This window comes from Streptomyces sp. NPDC097107 (assembly GCF_044762405.1).
Classification (GTDB): Bacteria; Actinomycetota; Actinomycetes; order Streptomycetales; family Streptomycetaceae; genus Streptomyces; species Streptomyces thinghirensis.
Genome location: NZ_JBIWEF010000004.1, coordinates 383,828 through 405,354 on the forward strand (window position 1 = coordinate 383,828; position 21,527 = coordinate 405,354).

Genomic DNA, 21,527 nt, shown 5'->3' on the forward strand with positions numbered 1-21,527 from the left:
TCCGGAGGTGATCGTCATGATGCACACCGCAGTGGGATGGCATGTCGAGCTGGAGTTCATGGAGGACGACCAGCACACGCGGGCGGTCGCGATGGTGCGGCTCCCCGACGGCAGTGAGGTCCGCGGCCATGGCCACGCCAGCCGCCACCGCGTCGACTCCCACCAGCCGAGGGTCGGCGAGGAGGTCGCGGGGGCGCGCGCCCTGAACGAGCTGGCGATGCGACTGCTCACCAAGGCGCACGACGAGATCGACACGGCGTCGGGGAGGACCTCACACCCCATCCACGTCTGAGCCGGTCCGCCCGAGCGACGCCCGCACCGCGCGCACCAGTGCCTGCGCCCGCGGGTCCGCCGTCACGGTCTTGCGGAAGCCGTTGGTGACATACCCGAAGGCGATGCCCGCCTCCGGGTCGGCGAAGCCGAGCGCGCCGCCGCGGCCCGGGTGGCCGAAGGAGCCGGGGGACAGGAACGGGGACGCGCTGCCGTGCAGCATGTAGCCGAGGCCGAAGCGGGTGCCCACGACGAGGATCCGGTCCGGCCCGGCCGACTCCTCGGCGCGGGCCCGCTCCAGCGTCGCCGCGTCGAAGAGCCGGGCGTGCGGCGTCACACCGTCGACCTCGCCGATCAGCGCGGCGTAGAAGCGGGCCAGCCCGTCGGCCGTAGCGATGCCGTTGGTCGCGGGGAGGGCCGCCGCCCGGTACGCCGGGTCGTTCTGGTCGGGGAACGGCGTGATCGCGGCGAAGGCGCGGCGGGTGAGGGAGTCCGGATCCCGGTAGGCCTCGGTGACCGCGCGCTTGGGGCGCAGGCGCGGGCCGCTGCCCGACGGCTCGGGGTCCTCGACGCGCCCGGCCCGCCCGGCCCGGCCCGCCGCCTCCTCCGCCGCGGGCAGCCCCAGCCACAGGTCCAGGCCCAGCGGCCCCGCGATCTCGTCCGCGATCCACTCGCCGGTGCTCCGCCCGCCCGTCGCCCTGCGGACCAGTTCGTCGAGCAGCCAGCCGTACGTCAGCGCGTGGTAGCCGTGGTCGGTGCCGGGTTCCCAGGCGGGTGCCTGGGCGGCGACGGCCTGCGGCCCGCGCGACGGGTCGAGAGCTTCGTCCGGGGTGAGCGGGCGGTCGAGGACGGGCAGCCCGGCCTGGTGGTTGAGCACGTGCCGGACCAGCACCCGCTCCTTGCCGTGCGCCTTGAACTGCGGCCAGTACTCGCCCACCGGCGCGTCCAGGTCCAGCTCCCCGCGCTGGTGCAGCAGCAGCGGTACGGCGGCGGCGACGCCCTTCGTGGCCGAGCGCACGACCTGGGCGGTGCCCCGGCGCCACGGTTCGGTGCCGGCTGTGCCATCGACGTCCCTGGTGCCGCCCCACAGGTCGACGACCTTGCGCCCGTCCCGGTAGACGGCGACCGCCGCGCCCCGGTCCCCGAGCGCCGTGAAGTTCCGTGCGAACGCGTCCCTGACCGGCTCGAAGCCCTCGGCCACTGTGCCGTGCACGTCCATGTCCGCGTCCGCGTCCACGTTTCCGGGTCCCTTCCGATCGCCTGCGACAGTGGGTGCAACCGTCGCCGGCCCCCTGCGATTCCTCACCCGCTCGCCGACACCGACCGCGGGTCGAAGCCGAAGGGCAGTTCCAGGCGGTGGGCGCGCATCAGCTCGTCGTCGGAGAGCAGGCCGGCGGCCGGGCCGTCCGCCGCTATCACGCCGTCGCTGAGGATCAGCGCGCGGGGGCACAGCTCCAGGGCGTAGGGCAGGTCGTGGGTGACCATCAGGACCGTGACGTCCAGGGAGCGCAGGATGTCGGCGAGTTCGCGGCGGGAGGCCGGGTCCAGGTTGGACGAGGGCTCGTCCAGGACGAGGATCTCCGGCTCCATGGCGAGCACGGTCGCCACCGCCACCCGGCGTCGCTGGCCGAAGGAGAGGTGGTGCGGGGGCCGGTCCTTGAACTCCGCCATGCCGACCAGGGCGAGCGCCCGGTCCACGCAACGCTCCAGCTCCGCCCCCTTGAGCCCGGCCGCCGCCGGCCCGAACGCCACGTCCTCGCGCACGGTCGGCATGAAGAGCTGGTCGTCGGGGTCCTGGAAGACGATGCCGACCCGGCGCCGGACCTCGGCCATGTTCCGCTTGTCCACGGGCAGCCCGGCGACCGTGACCGTGCCGGTGCCACCGGTCAGGATGCCGTTGAGGTGGAGGACGAGCGTCGTCTTGCCCGCGCCGTTCGGGCCGAGCAGCGCGACCCGCTCGCCGCGGGCGACGGAGAAGTCCACGCCGAAGAGGGCCTGGTGCCCGTCGGGGTAGGCGTAGGCGAGGCCGGAGACCTCAAGGGAGGGTGTCATCGGAAGCGCCCACTTCCCAGCTTGCGGATGAGTGTCGTCGTCGACGGCGGTGCCTGCGAGAGCCAAGCTTGCACCACCCCTGTGCCATTGCTGTCAACCGGGCTGGTTTCGACCCGGCTGGTGTTGACCGCGTCAGTCTCGGTCGTCCGCTGGGCAATCGAGCAGCGTGAGCCGGGAACCCCCCTTGCGACCCAGGGGGGATTCAAAGCACCCATCCCAGCAAGCACACGACAAGGGCCGCCCCCGGGAGCAGCGAAGCGTACGACCACTGCGCCCGGGAGGCGGTCACCTCGTCGATCACCGGCATCGAACCGGTGTACCCGCGGCTGACCATGGCCAGGTGGACGCGCTCGCCGCGCTCGTAGGAGCGGATGAACAGCGCCCCGGCCGACTTGGCGAGCACGCCCCAGTGCCGGACGCCCCGCGCCTCGAAGCCGCGCGACTCCCGGGCGATCCGCATCCGGCGCATCTCGTCCGCGATCACGTCCCCGTACCGGATCATGAAGGACGCGATCTGCACCAGCAGCGGCGGCAGCTTCAGGCGCTGGAGGCCGAGCAGGAGTTCACGCAGCTCGGTGGTGGCGGCGAGGAGCACGGAGGCGGCGACGCCCAGGGTGCCCTTGGCCAGTACGTTCCACGCGCCCCACAGGCCGTTGACGCTCAGCGAGATGCCGAGCACCTCGACCCGCTCGCCCTGGGCCACGAACGGCATCAGCACCGCGAACGCGACGAACGGCACCTCGATCAGCAGCCGACGCAGCAGGAAGCCGGCCGGGACCCGGGCGGCGTACGCCACCGTCGCGAGCAGCAGCGCGTAGAGGCCGAAGGCCCACATCGCCTCGCGGGGCGTCGACACCACGACGATCACGAAGGCGAAGGTCGCGGCGAGTTTGGTGTGCGGCGGCAGACCGTGCACGGGGGAGTCCCCGTGCCGGTAGAGCCGGTGCGCGTGCCCGGCGCCCATGTCAGGCGCTCGTGTCCGTGCGGTCCGGGACGCCGGTCGGCGAGGTGTCGTCGCCGCGCCGCCTGCGCACCGACCAGAACACCGCGCTGCCCGCGACGACCGTGACGCCGACGCCGATCACACCCGCGAGGCCGCTGGAGACACGGGCGTCGGTGATGTCCTCGACGCCGTAGTCGGCGAGCGGGGAGCCGGCGTTCGCGTGTTCCTCGGTCTTCTCGTCGATGCCCTCGTCGGCGGCGACCTTCTCCAGGCCGTCGGGGTCGGCGGAGGCGTAGAAGCTGACGAAGCCGGCGAGGACCAGCGAGGTGACCAGGCCCGTGATCCACAGCTTGCGGTGGGAGCGGGCGGCGGCGGGCGCGGCGGCCGGCTCCGCGTCGGGGACGTCGACGAGTTCGCCGTTCACCCGCAGCCTGAGCTTCCGCGTGAGCCCGCGCGCCCCGTACACGAGGTCCGGGCGTACGGCGATGACGGCGCCGACGGTCAGCGCGGTGATCGCGGCCTCGCCGATGCCGATCAGCACGTGCACGCCGACCATCGCGGTGGCGACCTTGCCGACGGCGACGTCGGTGGTGCCGCCGATCCAGTACAGGAACGTGAAGGCGAGGGCGGCGGCCGGGACGGAGACGAGGGCGGCGACGAAGGAGGCGACGGTGACCGAGCGGCGGGTGCGCGGCAGGACCTTCACCAGGCCCCGGAAGAGGGCGTAGGCGACGACCGTGGCGACGATCGCCATGTCGGTGATGTTGACGCCGAGCGCGGTCAGGCCGCCGTCGGCGAAGAGGATGCCCTGCATGAGCAGGACGACGGAGACGCACAGCATCCCCGTGCAGGGGCCCACGAGGATCGCCGCGAGGGCACCGCCGAGCAGATGTCCGCTGGTGCCGGCGGCGACGGGGAAGTTCAGCATCTGCACCGCGAAGATGAACGCCGCGACCAGCCCCGCGAGGGGTGCCGTCCGCTCGTCCAGCTCGCGGCGCGCGCCGCGCAGGCCGACCGCGATGGCGCCCGCGGCGACGACTCCGGTCACGGCGGAGGCCGGGGCGTTGATGAATCCGTCAGGTACATGCACGACTCGATGATAGGGACCAGTTGCAACCCCTTTGCAAGAGCGAGGTAAAGGCTGATCTCACACGTGATATACGCCCCGAAGGGCGTGGTCCGGGATTTATGGGACATTGGAGAAGGGGTGGACGCAGAGCTTTCGCACAGGTGGCACAGCGCAAGGGGCGATCCGATGTCCGTTGTCGAACAGTACGCACGAGCCCACGTTCTGACGGACGCGGACCTTCCCGACGAGGACGACGGCGGAGCGATACCCGTCGTGCTGCGCTACGACCCCGACCACGACCCGCGGTCGGTGTGCGTCGGACTGCCCGCGCGGGGCCGCGGTCCGGGCACCGGCTTCCGAGAGTGGACCTTCGACCGGGCGCTGCTGGAACAGGGCCTGCGCGCCCCCGCCGGAAGCGGCGAGGTGCGGGTGTGGCCGTGCGGGCGGGTGCAGGCGGTCGTCGAGTTCCACACCCCGCAGGGCTGCTCCGTGGTCCAGTTCGAGACCAAGGCGCTCATCAGGTTCCTGCGCCGGACCTACACGGCGGTGGCCCAGCCGGTGGCCCACTGAGCCACCGGCCGCGCGTGCTCGCGCCGGTGCTCAGCCGGCGTTCTTCAGCAGCGCCGCGACGATCGGTCCCGCCGACTCGCTGCCGTGGCCGCCCTGCTGGACCACGCCCGCCGCGGCCACGTCGCCCTTGTACGCGGTGAACCAGCCGTTGGGCTTCTCCTGGCCGTCGACCTCCGCCGAGCCGGTCTTCGCGCCCGCGTCACCGCCGACCCCGGCCATCGCCTCCGCGGCGGTGCCCGCCGTCGCCGTGTAGGACATCAGCTCGCGCAGCTGCGCCAGCGTCGACGACGACATCGTGCGGGAGGCCGTGGCGAGCCCCCGCCCGTCGACCGACGGGGCGACCAGGTACGGCTGGTGGAAGCTGCCCGACTTCACGGTCGCCGACACGGAGGCCATGTTCAGCGGGTTCATCCGCACCCCGCCCTGCCCGATGAGGGAGGCGGCCATCGGAGCCGCGCTCTGCACCGGCACCGAGCCGTCGAAGGTGGGCACGCCGACCGACCAGTTGTTCATCGACAGGCCGAACACCTCCTTCGCCTGCTTGGTCAGGTCGTCGTTGGCCAGCTCCGGGGCCTGGCTGATGAAGGCGGTGTTGCAGGAGCGGGCGAAACTCGCCTTGAAGGTGCCGTCCTTGATCTCGAACTTGTCGTCGTTCTGGAACTTCCAGCCGCCGTAGCTGAAGTACTTCGGGCACGGGTGCTTCTTGTCCGTCGACGCCAGGTTCTTCTCGATCAGCATCGAGGCGGTGATGACCTTCATCGTGGAGCCGGGAGCCAGCGAGCCCTGGAAAGCGGTGTTGAAGCCGTGTCCGCCGTTGGCGACCGCGAGGACCTCGCCCGTGGAGGCTCGCAGCAGGACCACCGACGCCCGCGCCTTGCCGGCCACCTGCTTCTCGGCGGCGGCCTGGAGGGCGGGGTCCAGGGTCGTCTTCACGGTGCCGGGCGTGCCCTCGCTCAGCTCCAGCAGCGTCTTGTCGGAGGCCTTCGCCGCCTTCGACTCCTTGCCGCGGACCACGCGCAGCTCGATGCCCGGAGTACCGCCGGCCTTCTCGCCGTACTTCTCGCGCAGGCCGTCCAGGACGGTGCCGAGCGACGGGTACTTCGCGGTGGTGATCTCCGCGCCGTCCCGGTCCAGCGCCTCGACCGGCGGGGCCCCGGCCTCCCCGGTGACCAGCTTGTCGCCGTCCTTCAGTTCCGGATGGACGACGGCGGCGTGCCAGTCGACGCGCGGCTCGCCGTCGCCGGCCCGGCGGACGACGGTCAGGGCGCTGTCGTACGCCAGTGGCTTCGTCGTCTTCTCGTACGCGACGGCGGCCTTCACGGCGAACGGGACCTTCGCCCCGGCCGGGGCGCCCGCGGTGAGTGTGACGTCCTTGACCCGGGCGTCCTTGGCGTAGCCGGTGAGCAGGGCCTTCGCGGCCTCGGCGTCGTCGGTCGCGGCGGCCGCCCCGGCGACGTCGCCCCGCTGCCAGGCGGTCAGGAACCGCTGGGCCGCCGAGGTGACCTCGGCCGCCGTGAGGGGGCCCGACTTCATCTCCTCCCCGGCCGCGGACGTGGTCCGGGCGCCGTCCTCGGTGCCGGCCCCGCCGCCGTACATCGCGTAGGCACCGAATCCGGCACCGGCCACGACCACCGCGGCCACGCTGCCGATCACGGCGGGTTTCGTCCTTCGCCGCTCGCCCGCGGCCCTTCTGCTGCCCACTGTGTCCCGTTCCTCCGCGGCGCCCGGATTCCCGGGGTCCCTCGTTGCCTCGTGCTTCCAACGACGGCGACCACAGTAGGGGCACCCGTCGCGTCCGGCCCGTCATGGGCTCTGTCGCCGAATTCCCGCCTGCCCGGCGGGCGGACGACGGTAATCGGGCGGCAGAGCCTATCCCCCCGCCCGCAGCACGTCCGCCACGATCGGGCCGGCCGCGTCGCCGCCGTGGCCGCCCTCCTCGACCATGGCCGCCGCCGCGACGTCGTTCCGGAAGCCGGTGAACCAACTGTCGGACGTGGACTCCCCGTCGACCTCGGCCGACCCGGTCTTGGCGCCGATGTCGCCGCCGAGCCCGGACATGGCCGCGGCGCCGGTGCCCTGCGTGGCGGTGAGCCGCATCATCTGCTTGAGCTGGGCGGCCGTGCTCTGCGGCAGGCCCTTGGCGGTCGCGAGCTGCCGGTCGTCCAGGTCGGGCGGGACCAGGTAGGGCTGGCGGAACTCGCCGGTGATGGCGGTCGCCGTCACGGACGCCACGTTCAGCGGGTTCATCTGGACCTGGCCCTGGCCGATGGCGCCCGCGGCGCGGTCCGGGCCGCTCACGGCGGGGATCTTGCCGTCGAAGGAGGTGATGCCGGTCTGCCAGTCGTTCCGCCCGAGCCCGAAGCGCTCCCCGGCCTCCGCCGTGAGCGAGGCGTCCGTGAGCGGCTCCTCGTCGATGAGCTTGATGAAGCCGGTGTTGCAGGACCGCATGAAGGTGTTGGCGAGGGTGGCGCCCTCGTCGGCCTTCATGCCGGTGAGGTTCTTGAAGGTCTGGCTCTGCCAGGTCGCCGTGTCCGGGCAGGGCGCCGGGCCGTTCATGGAGGTCACGCCGTTGTCGATGAGCATCGCCGCGGTGATGATCTTCATGGTGGAGCCGGGGGCGACCGCACCCTGGAAGGCCGCGTTGAAGCCGTCCGCGCGGTTGTTCGCCACGGCCAGCACCTCGCCGGTACTGGGCTTGACGGCCACCACGGAGGACTCTCCGTACCGCTTCACCGCCTTCTCCGCCGCCGCCTGCACGCTCGCGCCGAGCGTCGTCTCCAGCTTGCCGGGCTCGCCCTCGGCCAGCGTCAGGAGCGACGTGTCGGCGGCCCCGGCGGCCGCGTGCCGGATCATCAGCTCGACACCGGGGGTGCCGCCCGCCTGGTCGCCGTACTTCTGGCGCAGCGTGTCCAGGACCGGGCCGAGGGAGGGGTACTTCTCCTTCGTGAGCACGGTGCCGTCGCGGCCGACCGCCTGGATCTGCGGCGTCGACGACTCCTCGGTGACCAGGGTGTCGCCGTCCTTCAGCTGCGGATGGACGACGGACGGCTCCCAGTCGACCAGTGCGCGTCCGCTGGTCTCCCCGCGCACCACCGTCAGCTCGCTCTTGTACGTCAGCGGCTTGGTCGCGCCCTCGTACGACACCTTCGCCTTCACGGTGAACGGCACGGCGGTGGCGGTCGCCGTGCCGGGCGTGATCTCGACGTCCGTGATGTGCGCCGCCTCGCCGTAAGCGGTGAGCAGCGTCCCGGCGACCGTGGCGTTGTTCGTGAACGACGCCGCCGTGGTCGCGTCCCCCTTCTCCCAGGCCGTGAAGAACTTCTCCGTCGTCTCCCCGACCTCGTCACCGCTCGGCGGCCCGCTCTTCTTCGCCGTCCCCGCGGCTCCCGAGCCCCCGCCGCCGTCCAGCGCCGACACGACGTTGTAGGTGCCGTACCCGGCCCCGCCGACCATCACGGCGAACACGCCGCCTATGACGGCGACCTTCACCCCCCTGCCCATCGGCAGTCCCCTCCCCGTTCCCGGATCCCCGTTCAGAACTTCCGCCCGCCCTCTTGAACACGTTCAGAAGCAGTTGTGGGTTGCACTCTATGTGCAGCGCGTGACCGGCGGGACGGATGTTTCCGTTTGTTGGCCGAATGGAGATACGGCGTCTTCGGGCCCGGACTCAGACCCAGGTATCGAGCCACATACGTGACCGCCAGTCCTCCATCGGGATCGCCGTCCCTGTGTAGATGGGCCAGAAGTAGATGAAGTCTCGTTGTTCAGGCCCTGCGGGTCTCTGAACAGGGACTTTCCTCCTGGTGGGTGCCGTCTCGTGCTAGTTGGGCCGTCCGGGGGCCGTGATCATGCATCCGGCGGCCTGCGGGAAGGGGCGCACGGCGTTGCTTCAGGTAGGCGACGCTGCGCCCCCAAACGCGCCGACTGGCTACGTGTGCGCCCTGCCGTGGAGCCCGTTGCTTGGCGATTCTGTCGTGAGTCGATCTTTGGGGGCGTGATGCGTGGGCGCGGACTGGTGCTGGGCTGCTTAACAGCCATCGCCGCAGTGCTGCTGGCTGGGTGCGGCTCGGCTACGACGAAGTCGCCGGAGCGGCACCAAGAGCGGCTGCGTAAGGCTGCCGGCATCGAGGTCTTTTACGTGGAGTGCACTCGTGATCTCTGGGAGGAAACCTCCAAGCGGACGAGAGGTGGCGACAACGGACGCCAAGGGCGAGATGGGGTGAAAGGGGCAAAGGTGAGTAAGGCGACGGGAAATCTCTCAAGGGTGACCCTTACCGGCCCTCAACTCGCCGACTACATGCGCGTGCTGGACTGGCGAGCGCACCCCCCGAGTGGGGACGGCATGGCAGAGGCAGTGCGCATGTATGACGAGATTGCTCGTGCTCTGGACGGAATCAAGGCGCCACCGCCCGCCGACGCTCCTCCCTTGCTCGTTGTTGATAACGGATTCCTCGGGGCCGCGTCTCCATCGCCTTCCGTATCACCGTCCCCGAGTCGAACCTGAAAGAGGGGCGAACTCCCTCGCCACATATGAGGGTGTTCGCCCCTACCCGGTGTGAACAGGGTGTGTGAGGGCGATGCCGAATGCCTACGCGGTGCGGAGTCCTATGACTCGACTGCCGCTATCCACGGCTCCGAGTAGAGGCCGTCGACAGCCTTCCGCGTGCGCCCCTCACTGCTCGGCATGAGGTGCGTGTATGTGCGCAGGGTGAACCCTGGGTCACTGTGACCGAGGTACGAACTCAGGGCCCGGATGCTCTCACCCGCGTCCAGGAGAACGGACGCGTAGAAGTGCCTGAGAGCGTGCATGCCGTGCTCGCGTGCCGACGCGTACCGTGCGCCCGCTTCAGCGGCCGGGATGACGCCAGCGGCGGCCAGGGCGGGTTTCCAGTGGTGATCGTTGAAGTTGCTCACGCGCACGTGCCGCCCCTCGACTCCGCTGAAGACGAGACGCTTCGTCACGAGTGGGCCGTCCGGCGTGCGCCACGGGAGCGTCACGTAGACCGGTTCGAACTCCTTCGCGTGGTCCCGTAGGACGGTTGCCACGGCCGCGGGGAGCGGCACGTCTCGGACCTTGCCGCCCTTCGGCAGCGCGAAGACGTACTTGCCCCGGATGCGCTTGAGCTGGTGGCTTACGGCCAGCCACCCGCCTTCGAAGTCGAGTTCATCAACAGCCAGGCCGAAGATCTCGCCTTGGCGCAGTCCGCAGCCTGCCCCGGTATCTACGGCGGCCTGGAAGCGCCGGGGAAGGGCGGCCCGTACGCCGAAGACCTGCGCGGCCGTCCACGGGATGACGCGCGGCTTGCCGGGTTTCGGGAGCTGCACCGTGCGGGCCCGGCAGGGGTTCTTGCTCAGTAGTCCATCCTCGACTGCCGCGCTCAGCGCTGCAGAGACTGTGCCCACGATGATGCGGCGGTGCGACTCCGCCGGCACGGTTGCCTCCAGTGCGGCAATCCAGGTGCGGATGTGCTCGGGCTTGAACGAACCGAGTGGGCGCGTGCCGATGTGGGGATAGGCGTGCAGCCTCAGGCGGCGCTCCGCAGCCTCACGGCTGTTGACCTCCCCGGTGTGGGTCTTGACCCACCGTTCCGCGTACTGCCGAAACGTGGTCCGTGAGGCGCGCGGGTCGACGTACTGACCGCGCGTCATGTCAGCCTCGATCTGCGTCAGCCACTGGTCGGCGAGCCGTTTCTGTCCGTCACGGAAGCTCTTGGACTTCTCAGTGCCGTCGGGGCCGACGTACCGGGCCCGGTAGCGGAGGCCGGTGCCGTGACGGTCGGTCTTGATACGCACGGTCTTGCCGTCGGCGGCGGTTTCGATCTTGTACCAGCGGTCTTGGATGTGGCCCGCCATGCGGTGGCGTTCCCTTCTCTACATGCAGCAGGGAGCGCCGCGAGGGTGCGGCACTCCCTGCTGTTTTTGTGGCGTTTGGTCAGGCAGCGTCGCGGTCAACGTTCTTGCGATCGGTGACGTAGGCGCGGATGTCGGCGGGGTCGTAGCGCAGGTGCTTGCCGATGCGGAAGCCGGGCGGGCCGGTGCGCTTCTTGCGCCACTGGTAGACGGTCTCTACGGGCACCTCGAACATCGCGGCGATGTCGTCGGGGGTGAGGTACCGATCAGGGAGGCCACCTCGTAGCGTCGTGCGAGGGTCGCTCTGGGGGGTCGTGGTCGCGCTCAAGGTGTCCTCCATGAGTGGAGAGAACATTGCGCTGAGTCGTGACTCATCGCGACTCAGCGCGTCTCGGCGGGGGTTTGAGTCGCGATGAGTCACGACTCAGGCTGATGTGGTTGGGACTGCTTGAGCGTGATGCCGTTGTAGGTGGCGACCTGGCGGCCGTAGGCGTCCCGGGGCCGGGTCCGGCTGAGCTGGGGGACGACGGAGAGCAGGTTGCGGCCGAACATCTGCTTGGTGCCGACGGCCTTCACGCCGTTGTCTTCGGCCCACTCGCGCCAGACGGCCCACAGGGTGTCCACGGGGACGCTGCACGTCGGCCCGGTGGTGCAGCGTTCGCGGAGGAACGCGGAGGTGGGCGAGGCGGTGTCCTGCATGGTGGTGACCGCTTCGCGGCTGGAGGAGGGTTCCGTGATCCGGCCGGTGGTTTCCAGGCGGGCGAGTCCGTCGAGGGCCCAGTTGATGATGCCGGGCATCTCGGCGGCGAGCCGGTCGGTGAGGGTGGGGTCTTCCTTGCCCAGCCACGACATGGTCATGTTGAGGACGATGAAGCGGCGGGCGATGACTCCGGAGGAGTCGCCGAAGTAGGGCAGCTCGTTGGACAGGATCATCAGCCGGGTGGGCAGCTTGCCCGTCCAGATCTGTCGGTACTTGCGGTCGATGTCGATCGTGTCCTCACCGGAGATGGTGAGCAGCCGTTCCACGACCTGGCTGTTGTCGTTGCCGGACAGCCGGGCGTCGGAGATGACGGCGAGGGGTTTGCCGACCAGGGTGGACAGTCCGAAGTTGGTGCCGAGTCCGGCGAGGGTGGGGCCGGCCAGGTTCTCTTTGCCGACCAGCATCTTCAGTACGCGGGCGATGGTGCCTTTGCCGGAGCGGGAGGGGCCGACCATGAGCAGGATCTTCTGTTGGTCGGTGCGACCGGACAGGACGTAGCCGAACCATTCCTGTAGGGCGGCGATGGCCTCGGGGTTGTCCGGCCAGACCTGCGCCAGGAACTGTTCCCAGGTGGGCGCGGTGGCGTCCGGGTCGTAGGGGAAGGGGACGGAGACGAGGTTGAAGAATCCGGGCCCGTGCGGCAGCAGCGCCCGGTCCCGGATGCGGAGTAGGCCGTTCGTGCACGCCACGATGGGGCTCGCCTCGGGCTCGCCGTGGTCGGTGCCGTCGATCCAGACGGGGGCGTCCACCTCGGTGGGCAGCAGCACGACCGCTCCGAGTGCGTCGAGCAGGTTGCTGATCTTCTGCTTGGTCGGTGCCCAGTCGTGGAGTTCCGGCGCTCCTTGCTTGTCCGTGCCGCTGACGAAGACGGCGTGTTCGAGGCGTTTGTAGAGGGTGGCGCGTAGCTGCTGTTCGTCCAGCTCTCGCCAGGCGGTGCCGGTCCAGCGCATCCAGGATCCGCGCCAGCGGCGGCACAGCAGGCGTCCGTCGGTGTCCTGCCAGTCGGGCAGGACGCGGCGGGCGACGGCCATTGGGTGGGAGGGCGGGGGGAGTTCTTCCGCGGGGCTCATGCGGCGTGCTCCTTGCCGGTGGTGAAGCCGTTGGCGACGGCGCGCTGTGCGTAGGGCTCGGGGACGCCGACCGCGACGGCCGCCGCCACGATCTGCTCTGCGATGGCGTCCAGGCCGCAGGGTCCGGGGCAGCGGGTGTGCTGGGCTGCCAGGAACCGGGCTACCCCGAACGCCTGCGAGCCGGCGCCGCTGTCGGTGCGGGCGGTGATCAGGGCCAGTCCGCGTTCCAGACCGGCGCGGACGTAGCGGTCGGTGTGGCGGCACCCTGCGGCGACGCTCCGGTCCCAGGTGGCGCCGCAAGGAACGGAAGAGGCCACCTCGCCGGGGGCGGGAGTGGCCTCTTCCTTCACCGCCAGGGCGCGGACAGCGTCCGGCAGGGTGGTCATGGTGCCGGTGCCGGGACCGAGCCAGCGGGCGTAGGACATGGTCGACTTGATATCGATGCCGGGCCGGACCGCGTTGTGCGAGGCCATGGCGCCGCGGTAGATCCAGTGCTGCCCGCGTGTCGTCGGCACGGTCCGGGTGGCGGGCAGGGCGGTGCGGGCCCATGCGATGGCGTCCGCGTTGTCGAGGTCGACCACGGTCAGCCCGGCGCGGCCGGGGTGGTAGCCGACGCACACGGCCTGCCGCCATGCGGCAGCCCACTCGGGCGAGACGATGAGGGCCGGGTCGGTGGTGGCGGCGGCCCACGCGTGGCAGACGTCGGGGCAGCGGCACGGGCCCGGGGTCTTCATGTTCGGCCGTCCGCCGCACGCGTTGCCCGCGCAGGAGCGGCAGTTGCCGAACGGCACCTTCCCACGGCGCAGGGGCAGCACCGGGACGCCGGACGCGGCGAGGCTCAGCGCGGTGTGCAGGGGGTAGGGCGTCTCGCTCATGCCGCCACCTCCCGTGCGGAGGCGGTGCGGGAGGTCGGGGCGAAGGGTCGCGGCCGGTGGCCGCGTACTCGCCGGAGGGTGGAGGGATGGGTCATGCTGGGGGTCTCCTGGTTCCTTGGAGGGACAGGGAGGAACCGGGGCGGGGTGCAGGCTTTGGCGAGACGGCACCCCGCCCCGGGCGTATCTAGTGCTCCGGGTGCAGGTAGCAGGGCCCCTCGCCGAAGTCGTCGCAGACGCAGTCGGCGTGCAGGGCGTACTGCTGGCGGAGGTAGCCGCGCGGGTCCCTGTCCGCCCGTTCCACGATGTGGCCGGCGAGGTGATCGCGGTCGGTGTCGAGCAGGAACACTGCCGCCGCTTCAGCCGCCTCGGTGGCGTCACCGAACGGCGGGGCCGGCTCGTCCATGAGCGCGATGCGGTCGAGCAGGGCGGCCTTGCGCAGGTAGTAGTCCCGTTCCAGCGCGGTGAAGCACTCCGCGGTGGCGAGGGTGTTCGTCACCCACCGCATCTCGCTGAGGATGCTCGGGGCCAGGGCGTACGCCGCTTCCGGGGCCGGGAGGGGCTCGGGGGCGGCGCGGTGGTCGGCGGTGACGTAGATGCGGGTGCGCTGGCCATCGCGCGTGGGGTACTGGCGGGCCGGGCCGGTGTCGAAGGTGGCGGACAGTGCGGCGGTGACGCGGTCGGCGTCTGCCGGGTCGGTGATGACGCGGATCTCGAACACGTGGGTCCTTCCCCTCATGGGGTAGCTGGGTGGAATGACGGATCGTCAGCGGTCAGGTGATGAGGCAGCGCTTTCGTGGCGCCAGCGCCGGGGGACGCGGTGGCTGGTGTTCCTGGCTTATGTGCTTGCTGTGGCCGGGCTTGCGGCCGTGTTCTGGCACTGGGTGCGGGGCAAGTCGTGGGACGACTCGCTGTCGTTCGCGCTGACGGTCACGCTGACCTCGATCGGCGGCCAGTTGATAGCCCGGCACATCCTGCGCAAGGCCGGTCGCGGTGACGGCTGAACGCTCAGCCGTGGAAGTGGTTGCGCTTGAAGGTGGCCTTGCGGATGTTGACCGTGGTCCCGCCCCGGTGACCGCGTGCGCTGAACACCTGCACGGTGACCCAGCCGCCGAAGAGGACGGCGGCGAGGATGACGAGCTGGGTGACCAGGGCGGTCAGGGCGGTGATGAACGCGGTCAGCAGGAACAGCCCGCCACAGACCGCGAGGAAGCCGACGCCTCCCAGGGCGATGTTCACGGCCGCGCGGGAAACGCCCGGCTTGGTGGCTATCGGCTCGGGCTGGGCGGGGGTGATGGCGTAGCCGGTGACGACGCGGCCGTCCGGGAGGACGACGCTCGCAACCGACGGGACGCCACCCGGCTGCACGGGAGCGAGCGGCGCCGTGGGCGCGGGCGCGAGGGGCACGGGCCGGTGGACTTCCACGCCCGCCGCGTCGTATGCGGCCGGGCGGCGGATGGGTTGGTTCATGGCGGCTCTCCCTAGTTGCCGAGTTCGGCGATGGCGTCGGCGGATGCCTGCACGAGGTTGTGGATGGGCTCGTAGGCACCGGTTCCGGCGGCGAAGAACCCGAACAGGAAGAGCACCAGGGCGGCGCCGCCCCCGGCGGACTTGGTCTTGACGGCCAGGGCGGACGCTGCGCCGAACAGCAGCACGGCGGAGATGTTGAGGATCATCGGATGCCTTTCGGGCGGGGGGTGTCGGTGCCGGCGCGGTAGATGCGGGCCCAGCGGTTGTAGAGCCAGCGGCCGACGCGGATGCGTTTGCCGGTGGCCTTGCAGCGGCGGCAGTCCTTGCCGCGCTTGGGCTTGCCCTTGCGGTCGGTGGTGAGTTCGTGGCCCATGCCGTGGCACTTGCGGCAGTCGCCGAACGGCGAGGCAGCACATAGGCCGCTGTAACCAAGCGTGACGGCGAGCAGGCAGGCGATAGCAAGGAGGATGGGGGTCATGAAGGGCCCTCCAGGGCGGTTTCCGGGGTTTCCGCAGGTGGGCCGCTATCCGCTAGCGACCTGATCAGACCGGGTTTTGGGTGCTAGCGGGGCCGCTAACGTTAGCGGGGTGTGCCACTAGCGCTAGCGGCCCCGAACGGTCAGCCCGCGTCCCGCCTTCCGTCACGCTCCGCAATCGTGGTGGTGATGTGGGAGCGGTCGATACCGCGTCGGTTGACGACCTTGCCCTTGACCCGGCGGCCGACCTGGATGGTGGAGACGCCGTACGGCTTCAGGGCCGCGGACAGCCCTTCGGGGTCCCATCCGCCGTAGACGTCTTCGCGCAGCTCGGCGAGGCGGGCGACGACGGTCTCGGACCACACCTTGGTCTCGGCGGCCGGGATGACGGCGAGGATGTCGGCGAGCAGGTCGTAGGCCGGGCCCGTGACCGTCTCCGGTGCCTCCCCGAGTGCGTGGCCGGACAGCAGTCCGGCCGTCTCGCGTGCCTTGCGGGCGCGGACGGCGATGGTCTCGGCGCCGGGGGCGTCGACGTAGACGGAGGCGACGATACGGGCGTCGGAGCCCTCGCCGACGAAGTAGTGAATGCCCTTGTCACCCCAGGCGAACATGGTCGCCCGCACCCCCCGCTTGTAGGCGGACGTGCCGAGGACCATGTCGTTCTCGGTCTGGCCCATGACCTTCAGGCACCAGCGGGCGGACGCGTTCGCGCTGATCCCGGTGGGCAGGGACTTGGCATCGGGGCGCTGGGTGGCCAGCAGCATCACGATCCCGGTCGCCGGGCCGCGCTTGACCAGGTCGGTGGCGATCTCCTCGAACTCCTTGCCGTGCTCGGGGTGCTCGAACAGCACCTGGCACTCATCCACCCCGACCACGATCGGGTGCAATCCGAGCGAGCGCTTGTCGGCGAGCTGGCTGGTCACCTTGGACTCGGGGCAGATGTCCCGGGGCAGGGAGCGGATCACCTTGGTGCGGCGGCGCAGTTCCTCGCGCAGTGCCCGCCAGTCGGCGAGCGCGTAGGCGATGGCTTCGTCGTCGTCGCCGGCGGCGTGCCGGTGGGAGACGGCGTTGCCGACCGGGTCGAGGTCGCCGGTGCCCTTCATGTCGTAGGTGTGCAGTTCAGCGCGCGGGTCGAGGGCGGCGATGAGCAGCAGCAGCCGCAGGAGGAAGGTCTTGCCCATGCGGGGGATGGCGCCGATCACCCCGGCGATGTACATCAGGGTGACGTCGATCCAGCGTCCGCGTTGGTCGGTGCCGTAGGCGACGGGCTTGAACAGGTCCACCGCCCCGGCCTTGGCCAGCGGCCACTGCGGCTTTTTCGCCTTGGTCAGGTCCTGGTCACCGACCCACAGCACCAGGCGTCCGGTGTGTTCGTCGGCCACCGCTTCGGGCCACACGCAGCCGAGCGGGCGGCGCAGGCCGGAGGCGAGGCGTTCGCGGCGCTCGATGATGTCGGTCACGGTGACGCCGAAGGGGAGGTTGCCCTCCGCCCGCCAGCCCGGACCGTCGCGGGTGATCGGGGCGGTGAACTCGAACCCGTCCCGCCCCTTGGCCTGCGCCTGATTGATCGCCGGAATCCCGAGGGCCCCGAGGGCGCGCAGCACGATGTCACTGGTGAGCTTGGCCGCCTTGGGCAGTTCCACGGCCCGGTGGATGAGCGGGGCGTCCGCCTTGCGGCCGGCCGACCCGAGCGCCATCACCAGCGCGCTCACTGACACGGCCTGAAGCCATCCCGGGGCGAGCACGTAGATGGCGAGCGCGGTGGCCAGGCCGGTGAACATGGCGAGCACCGCGACGAGGGTGCGCAGTCGGACCCTGCCGTCGCGCTGCCGCGACAGCTTCAGGTACTCGCCCGCGTCCTCGCGGCGCACCGCGGCCAGGCGGACCGGCTCGCCCTCGCGGTCGGCCACCCACCGCATCGTGCCGCCCACGAATTTCGCCGCACCCGTCGGTGCCTGGAGGGCGAGGCGGGCGGCGTAGACCGGGGCGCGCAGCGCGTGATACCCGGCGGCGTGGGCGTAGTGGCGGGCCACCCACCCGGCGGCCGTCCTGAGTTCGGCGGTCGACCGCAGCCACACCGGGACGACCGCCCGGCGCCGCGCCCCGGCCAGCCGACCAAGGTAGCCGGGACCGGTCGCGGTCGGCGCCGACCGGTCGACCATCACGGGCGCCGACGGGTCGCCCGACCCGCCGCCCGACCGCCCGTCGCGGGAGTCGGGCGACCGGTCGGCCGACTCGGCACGGGCCGAGCGTGCCTTGTCGAGGTCGACCACGTCGCCGCCGGAGTCGGCGGCCATCTCGGCTTCCAGCCGGTTGAAGAGTTCGTTGTCGTCGTCGGGGTGCTTCACTGAAGGTTCCTTCCGCTTACGGGCGTGAGGGAGCACGGGCCTGGCCGACGCTGTAGGAGGTGGAAGGCCGGGCCCGTGCCATGACTCTGGACTTGTCTGTTCTGGCGACGCTAGGCCGGACGCATGTCACCGTGGGTGTCATTTCGCAGGTGATCAGGCCCGGTAGGGGGTCTGTTTGTCCGGTTCCGTGGGCTTTCGGTGGAGCGTTGTTCCGTGTGACGAGGGGCCGAAGTGACGACCGAAATGACAGTCCGCGTCGCTTGACACGGTCTATAGGTCGAACAGTCCGCACTGATCGGTGGTGGCCGCGGGCTGTCGCTTGCGGGCGAGTCGGGCGGCGGCCGTGTGGCAGTCGGGGCACCACGCGCGCAGCTCGCTCGCCGGGAGTCGGGCGGCGGCGAAACGTCGGTGGCGAGGGGGTCGACCGGTGCGGCCATCAGCCGGACCAGGCGCCCGTGTTTGCTGGTGTAGTGGTCGTGCTCGTGCGGGCACCGGCCCTCGCCCTTGGCGTGGGGGTTGCCGCACTCGCCGTGGCACTGGCAGCGGTAGCCGGCCGCCTCCATGACCGCGGTGAAGACGGCGGCGCCGACGATGGGCTGAGACTTCATGCCGCGGCCCTCCCCCACGTCTCGGGTTCGGCCCTGCTGAGCAGGACGCGCAGGGCGGCGGCGGCCTGCGGCCAGACGACGCCGTTGCCGAGCGCCTTGAGCTGCGCGGTGCGCGACAGGCCGGGCACGGCCGTGACGTGCCCGGTGGGCAGGGCCATGAGCCATTCCACGAAGGGCGGGTTCAGCCGTCCCAGAGGGTCAGTTGGTCCGGGGGCGGGGCGGCCGATGACCGTTTCCCACCGTTGGATGGCGGGGGCGTAGGCGCCCCAATCCGGTGTGCTGCCGAGGGCAGTGTCAGGTCCCCCTTGCTGCCGCGCTGGTTCGGGCCGCCCTTGCTCCCGTCCGTCGCCCTCGGCGTCGGCAGCAGGGAGCCCACCTCGGCGGCCAGGCTCTTGCCGTGCCGACCCGCTTCCTGTGACGGCGAGCGTTTCGTCTGACGGTTCTCGTTCGCCGATGCGCGCGGGGTCGGCAGCAGTGCTCCACTGAACGTCAGGTCCGTCAGCGTCGGTGAGCTGCTGCGAGGATTCGCCGATGTCGCCTGGCGGGAACCCTTGGAGTCCCCGACCAACGGCGTCGGCAGGAGTGAGACGACGTGCCGCAGGTTCATCCCGCCCCGCGCCGCGTGCCCGGTCCCGGTCGCCTCCGACGTCGAGGGCGTCGGCAGCAGCGAGACCCTGGCCGGGAGACCGTCCGGGTAGCCCCGCCCCTTGGCGTCCCTCGCCCGTGGCGTCGGCAGGCCAGGTGAGCAGGAAGAGCCGGTTGCGGCGGTGAGCGGCGCCGACGTCGGACGCGCGGACACACACCCACTCCGCATCGAACCCGAGGGCGGCAAGGTCAGCGAGCACGGTGTCGAATCCGAGAGAAAGGTGCCCTGCGACGTTCTCAAAGACCCCGAATCGGGGTCGAAGAACGCCAAGGGCGCGGGCGATGTACGGCCAGATGTGCCGCTCATCCTTGGTTCCCTTCCGCTTGCCCGCCGTGCTGAATGGCTGGCACGGGTAGCCGCCGGTCAGCACGTCGACCGGGGCGACGCCGTGCCAGTCCACGGCGGTGATGTCCTGGAGGTTGGGCACGCGCGGGTGGTGATGGGCCAGGATGCGGCAGGCGCCCGGGTCGTTGTCCGCCACCCACGCCAGCTCACCGCCCAGCACGGCCTGTACGGCGATGTCCAGACCGCCGTAGCCGGTGCACACCGAGCCGATCCGCAGGCTCATGCCGCCACCCCCACGGCCGGGGCGTCCGTGCGGGCACCGGTACGGCCGGCGCGGCGGCCGGCGAGGGTGGCGAACAGCCGACCCAGCCCGGCCCGGCGCATTCCGGCGCGTGCCTGCTTGGCGGCGTACATCGCCTCATCCGCCCGCCGCAGCAGGGCGGACAGGTTGTCGGCGGGGAAGTCCGCGGCGCGGACCCAGCCGAGCGAGACGGTGGTGTGCACGGCCGGGTCCTGGCCCTCTATGGGGCGGGCGAGCACGCCGTGCAGCACGGCGAGCAGGTCGCCGGCGGTGCCGTGGTCGTCGAGGAGGAGGGCGGCGAACTCATCGCCCCCCAGCCGCCCCACCACCCCGGTGCGGCCGACGTGGTGGGCGAGCCGGTCGGCGGTCGCCTTCAGCAGGGCGTCTCCGGCGGCGTGCCCGTAGGTGTCGTTGATGTGCTTGAACTTGTCGACGTCGGCGAGGACGACGACTGCGCGCGGGTCCTTCAGCAGGGCCGTGGCGCGGCGGGTGAAGCCGTCGCGGGTGCGTAACCCGGTGAGCGGGTCACGGCGGGCCGTGCTCAGGCAACCGAGCAGCCACCGCACGTGAACCGCCCACCCGGTAGCGAGCGGCAGCGCGGACAGCAGGACCGTGGCCAGCATGTTCATGCCGCCACCTCCTGGCCGTCGCTGGACGCCTCAGCGTCCGTGCCCGCGTCGGTCTCGGTTTCGGGGGTGTCGACGGGGCGCAGGGCGCGGCCGTCGGCTCGTTCGGCGAGCAGCACGTCACGCACCTGCCGGGCCGGACCCGCACCGCACCGCAGCGCCTTGCGCAGCGCCTCCGCATTGATCCCGGCATCCGGCCAGTCCGCAGTGACCGTGCGGGCATCGGTCAGCAGGTCCGCCACCGAACGCGGCGCAGGCTTGCCCCGTCCCTTGCTGGGGCGCTTCCGCGGCGCCTTCGGAGCCGGAGGGGTGGCCTCTTCCACGGCCGGTTCCGGCGCGGGCTCGGCGGCGGGGACGATGTCGGCTACCGCGTCGGCCGGGTTCAGCTCACCCAGCCTGAGCAGGACGCGTTCGCGGCGCGGGGTGCGGCGCCGCCAGGCGCGGCCGTAGCGCTCGCGCAGGTCCGCGCGGGCCAGCAGCCGCTCCCGCTCACGGGCGAGCGCATCCGCGTAGGAGGTGACCTCCCACAGCGTCATCCGCCGCCACAGCGCGAACGTCGACAGCGGGGCGAGCAGCCAGCGCGAGAACCGCACCTTCTCCATCCGTCGGCCGGTCGCGGCGCCAATCCGCACGGCGTAGATGTGCGCGCCGATTTCGGAAAACACCACCCACAGCAGCGGCATCGTGCCGTGCGCCACCTTCGCCCACAGCGAGTGGCCGGCGGCAACGTTCAGCCCGCACGTGATCAGCGTGAGCACCCAGGGCACGAACCGCACCCACGCCAACGCCATATCCATCCGGATCAGCAGCAGGTTGGCCAGCGTGAACACCGGAATGGCCACGTCGATACCGACCGGCAGCATCCACGGCTCGCCGAACCCCCAACGGGCGGCAGCGGCCGACACGGCGTCGAAGGAAGAGATCAGGCCGAGCGCGCCGACACCGGCAGCCGCAGCGGCACCGACCCCGGCCAGGCCCATCTCCGGACGCGTCAGCGGCGGCACCACCGCACGCTCAACGGGCTGAGCTGTCATGCCGCACCGCCCGGGAGACTTGCGGCAGCCGTCTGGTTGATCTGGACGACACGGGCGGCCAGCGCCCGGCGGCGGGCTCGGCGGATGCGCCGCTCGTCAACTTCGGAGGGGGCCCGGTCAAGCGTCGTGATCTGCGCGTCCAACAGGTCGATGTCCGCGAGGATCACGGGCATCTCCTGCTCGATCGCGTCCAGCTCCGCGTTCGTCGGCTCCAAGAAGTCGGCGAACGCGGTAACAGCGTCCTGAACAGTGACGATGTGGTTCATTGGGTCGTGGTT

General features: G+C 71.2%; 22 protein-coding genes. 3 read left to right on the top strand and 19 right to left on the bottom strand.

The features are described 5' to 3' along the window. The first annotated feature begins 16 nt into the window (after positions 1–16). Entirely contained in the window at positions 17–292 is a 276-nt protein-coding gene (locus ACIQ1J_RS11945) for a DUF1876 domain-containing protein (RefSeq protein WP_403556364.1), read from the top strand. Here ACIQ1J_RS11945 and ACIQ1J_RS11950 read toward each other — a convergent pair. The 4 genes from ACIQ1J_RS11950 to ACIQ1J_RS11965 form a co-directional block, all read right to left on the bottom strand. After that, positions 272–1,489 carry a serine hydrolase domain-containing protein gene (locus tag ACIQ1J_RS11950; RefSeq protein WP_403556651.1) on the bottom strand — a complete coding sequence of 406 codons (1,218 nt, stop codon included), beginning with the start codon at positions 1,487–1,489 and terminating at the stop codon, positions 272–274. The genes ACIQ1J_RS11945 and ACIQ1J_RS11950 overlap by 21 nt on opposite strands. 83 nt (positions 1,490–1,572) lie before the next feature. After that, entirely contained in the window at positions 1,573–2,322 is a 750-nt protein-coding gene (locus ACIQ1J_RS11955; protein ID WP_403556366.1) for an energy-coupling factor ABC transporter ATP-binding protein, read from the bottom strand. A 202-nt stretch (positions 2,323–2,524) separates the two neighbouring features. Beyond that, entirely contained in the window at positions 2,525–3,286 is a 762-nt protein-coding gene (cbiQ, locus tag ACIQ1J_RS11960) for a cobalt ECF transporter T component CbiQ (protein ID WP_403556368.1), read from the bottom strand. Position 3,287: 1 nt separating this feature from the next. Next, complete coding sequence (locus ACIQ1J_RS11965) at positions 3,288–4,355, bottom strand: energy-coupling factor ABC transporter permease (protein WP_403556370.1); 1,068 nt, start codon at positions 4,353–4,355, stop codon at positions 3,288–3,290. A gap of 165 nt (positions 4,356–4,520) precedes the next feature. On the opposite strand from ACIQ1J_RS11965, the gene ACIQ1J_RS11970 reads away from it, so the two are divergent. Then, positions 4,521–4,904 carry an SsgA family sporulation/cell division regulator gene (locus ACIQ1J_RS11970; RefSeq protein WP_403556372.1) on the top strand — a complete coding sequence of 128 codons (384 nt, stop codon included), beginning with the start codon at positions 4,521–4,523 and terminating at the stop codon, positions 4,902–4,904. A gap of 30 nt (positions 4,905–4,934) precedes the next feature. On the opposite strand, the gene ACIQ1J_RS11975 is transcribed toward ACIQ1J_RS11970, so the two are convergent. The 7 genes from ACIQ1J_RS11975 to ACIQ1J_RS12005 all read right to left on the bottom strand — a co-directional run bounded on the left by ACIQ1J_RS11975 (position 4,935) and on the right by ACIQ1J_RS12005 (position 14,177). Beyond that, complete coding sequence (locus ACIQ1J_RS11975) at positions 4,935–6,557, bottom strand: penicillin-binding transpeptidase domain-containing protein (protein WP_403556374.1); 1,623 nt, start codon at positions 6,555–6,557, stop codon at positions 4,935–4,937. A gap of 216 nt (positions 6,558–6,773) precedes the next feature. Then, the gene (locus tag ACIQ1J_RS11980; protein WP_403556376.1) at positions 6,774–8,405 is read right to left on the bottom strand and encodes a penicillin-binding transpeptidase domain-containing protein; all 1,632 of its coding nucleotides are present in this window, start codon (positions 8,403–8,405) and stop codon (positions 6,774–6,776) included. A gap of 1,104 nt (positions 8,406–9,509) precedes the next feature. Beyond that, positions 9,510–10,757, bottom strand: a complete 1,248-nt coding sequence (locus ACIQ1J_RS11985; RefSeq protein WP_403556378.1) for a tyrosine-type recombinase/integrase — start codon at positions 10,755–10,757, stop codon at positions 9,510–9,512. A gap of 79 nt (positions 10,758–10,836) precedes the next feature. After that, positions 10,837–11,109 carry a helix-turn-helix domain-containing protein gene (locus ACIQ1J_RS11990; protein ID WP_403556380.1) on the bottom strand — a complete coding sequence of 91 codons (273 nt, stop codon included), beginning with the start codon at positions 11,107–11,109 and terminating at the stop codon, positions 10,837–10,839. A gap of 62 nt (positions 11,110–11,171) precedes the next feature. Further along, a complete protein-coding gene (locus tag ACIQ1J_RS11995; RefSeq protein ID WP_403556382.1) occupies positions 11,172–12,584 on the bottom strand; it encodes a phage/plasmid primase, P4 family in 1,413 nt (470 codons plus the stop codon). Further along, positions 12,581–13,459 carry a bifunctional DNA primase/polymerase gene (locus ACIQ1J_RS12000; RefSeq protein ID WP_403556384.1) on the bottom strand — a complete coding sequence of 293 codons (879 nt, stop codon included), beginning with the start codon at positions 13,457–13,459 and terminating at the stop codon, positions 12,581–12,583. Before ACIQ1J_RS12000 ends, ACIQ1J_RS11995 begins: the two co-directional genes overlap by 4 nt. Before the next feature lie 184 nt (positions 13,460–13,643). Beyond that, complete coding sequence (locus ACIQ1J_RS12005) at positions 13,644–14,177, bottom strand: hypothetical protein (protein WP_403556386.1); 534 nt, start codon at positions 14,175–14,177, stop codon at positions 13,644–13,646. Between the two features lie 130 nt (positions 14,178–14,307). On the opposite strand from ACIQ1J_RS12005, the gene ACIQ1J_RS12010 reads away from it, so the two are divergent. After that, positions 14,308–14,460, top strand: coding sequence for a hypothetical protein (locus tag ACIQ1J_RS12010; protein ID WP_386622491.1), 153 nt, complete (start codon positions 14,308–14,310; stop codon positions 14,458–14,460). A gap of 4 nt (positions 14,461–14,464) precedes the next feature. Here the strand turns inward: ACIQ1J_RS12010 and ACIQ1J_RS12015 are convergent, their stop codons facing one another. The 8 genes from ACIQ1J_RS12015 to ACIQ1J_RS12050 form a co-directional block, all read right to left on the bottom strand. Then, positions 14,465–14,926: a hypothetical protein gene (locus ACIQ1J_RS12015; protein ID WP_403556388.1), complete on the bottom strand. Its 462-nt coding sequence runs from the start codon at positions 14,924–14,926 to the stop codon at positions 14,465–14,467. Positions 14,927–14,937: 11 nt separating this feature from the next. Then, positions 14,938–15,132 (bottom strand): hypothetical protein, encoded by a 195-nt coding sequence (locus ACIQ1J_RS12020; protein WP_061444264.1) that lies wholly within the window; start codon positions 15,130–15,132, stop codon positions 14,938–14,940. After that, positions 15,129–15,404, bottom strand: a complete 276-nt coding sequence (locus ACIQ1J_RS12025) for a hypothetical protein (RefSeq protein ID WP_403556390.1) — start codon at positions 15,402–15,404, stop codon at positions 15,129–15,131. The genes ACIQ1J_RS12020 and ACIQ1J_RS12025 overlap by 4 nt, the downstream gene beginning before the upstream one ends. Before the next feature lie 140 nt (positions 15,405–15,544). Then, positions 15,545–17,749 (bottom strand): cell division protein FtsK, encoded by a 2,205-nt coding sequence (locus ACIQ1J_RS12030; protein ID WP_403556392.1) that lies wholly within the window; start codon positions 17,747–17,749, stop codon positions 15,545–15,547. 604 nt (positions 17,750–18,353) lie between these two features. Further along, positions 18,354–19,571 carry a DNA cytosine methyltransferase gene (locus ACIQ1J_RS12035; protein WP_403556394.1) on the bottom strand — a complete coding sequence of 406 codons (1,218 nt, stop codon included), beginning with the start codon at positions 19,569–19,571 and terminating at the stop codon, positions 18,354–18,356. Beyond that, entirely contained in the window at positions 19,568–20,218 is a 651-nt protein-coding gene (locus ACIQ1J_RS12040; protein ID WP_403556396.1) for a GGDEF domain-containing protein, read from the bottom strand. Before ACIQ1J_RS12040 ends, ACIQ1J_RS12035 begins: the two co-directional genes overlap by 4 nt. After that, positions 20,215–21,249 carry a DUF2637 domain-containing protein gene (locus ACIQ1J_RS12045; protein WP_403556398.1) on the bottom strand — a complete coding sequence of 345 codons (1,035 nt, stop codon included), beginning with the start codon at positions 21,247–21,249 and terminating at the stop codon, positions 20,215–20,217. The genes ACIQ1J_RS12040 and ACIQ1J_RS12045 overlap by 4 nt, the downstream gene beginning before the upstream one ends. Next, a complete protein-coding gene (locus ACIQ1J_RS12050; protein ID WP_403556400.1) occupies positions 21,246–21,515 on the bottom strand; it encodes a DUF6284 family protein in 270 nt (89 codons plus the stop codon). The genes ACIQ1J_RS12045 and ACIQ1J_RS12050 overlap by 4 nt, the downstream gene beginning before the upstream one ends. Positions 21,516–21,527: the final 12 nt, after the last annotated feature.

Bases quoted from the DNA above. Each gene is read 5' to 3' on its own strand.
- ACIQ1J_RS12050 (WP_403556400.1), bottom strand. From the start codon at position 21,515: ATGAACCACATCGTCACTGTTCAGGACGCTGTTACCGCGTTCGCCGAC.
- ACIQ1J_RS11970 (WP_403556372.1), top strand. From the start codon at position 4,521: ATGTCCGTTGTCGAACAGTACGCACGAGCCCACGTTCTGACGGACGCG.
- ACIQ1J_RS12045 (WP_403556398.1), bottom strand. From the start codon at position 21,249: ATGACAGCTCAGCCCGTTGAGCGTGCGGTGGTGCCGCCGCTGACGCGT.
- ACIQ1J_RS11980 (WP_403556376.1), bottom strand. From the start codon at position 8,405: ATGGGCAGGGGGGTGAAGGTCGCCGTCATAGGCGGCGTGTTCGCCGTG.
- cbiQ (WP_403556368.1), bottom strand. From the start codon at position 3,286: ATGGGCGCCGGGCACGCGCACCGGCTCTACCGGCACGGGGACTCCCCC.
- ACIQ1J_RS12015 (WP_403556388.1), bottom strand. From the start codon at position 14,926: ATGAACCAACCCATCCGCCGCCCGGCCGCATACGACGCGGCGGGCGTG.
- ACIQ1J_RS12035 (WP_403556394.1), bottom strand. From the start codon at position 19,571: ATGAGCCTGCGGATCGGCTCGGTGTGCACCGGCTACGGCGGTCTGGAC.
- ACIQ1J_RS12040 (WP_403556396.1), bottom strand. From the start codon at position 20,218: ATGAACATGCTGGCCACGGTCCTGCTGTCCGCGCTGCCGCTCGCTACC.
- ACIQ1J_RS11955 (WP_403556366.1), bottom strand. From the start codon at position 2,322: ATGACACCCTCCCTTGAGGTCTCCGGCCTCGCCTACGCCTACCCCGAC.
- ACIQ1J_RS12020 (WP_061444264.1), bottom strand. From the start codon at position 15,132: ATGATCCTCAACATCTCCGCCGTGCTGCTGTTCGGCGCAGCGTCCGCC.
- ACIQ1J_RS12025 (WP_403556390.1), bottom strand. From the start codon at position 15,404: ATGACCCCCATCCTCCTTGCTATCGCCTGCCTGCTCGCCGTCACGCTT.
- ACIQ1J_RS11950 (WP_403556651.1), bottom strand. From the start codon at position 1,489: ATGGACGTGCACGGCACAGTGGCCGAGGGCTTCGAGCCGGTCAGGGAC.
- ACIQ1J_RS11995 (WP_403556382.1), bottom strand. From the start codon at position 12,584: ATGAGCCCCGCGGAAGAACTCCCCCCGCCCTCCCACCCAATGGCCGTC.
- ACIQ1J_RS12000 (WP_403556384.1), bottom strand. From the start codon at position 13,459: ATGAGCGAGACGCCCTACCCCCTGCACACCGCGCTGAGCCTCGCCGCG.
- ACIQ1J_RS11985 (WP_403556378.1), bottom strand. From the start codon at position 10,757: ATGGCGGGCCACATCCAAGACCGCTGGTACAAGATCGAAACCGCCGCC.
- ACIQ1J_RS11945 (WP_403556364.1), top strand. From the start codon at position 17: ATGATGCACACCGCAGTGGGATGGCATGTCGAGCTGGAGTTCATGGAG.
- ACIQ1J_RS11990 (WP_403556380.1), bottom strand. From the start codon at position 11,109: ATGTTCTCTCCACTCATGGAGGACACCTTGAGCGCGACCACGACCCCC.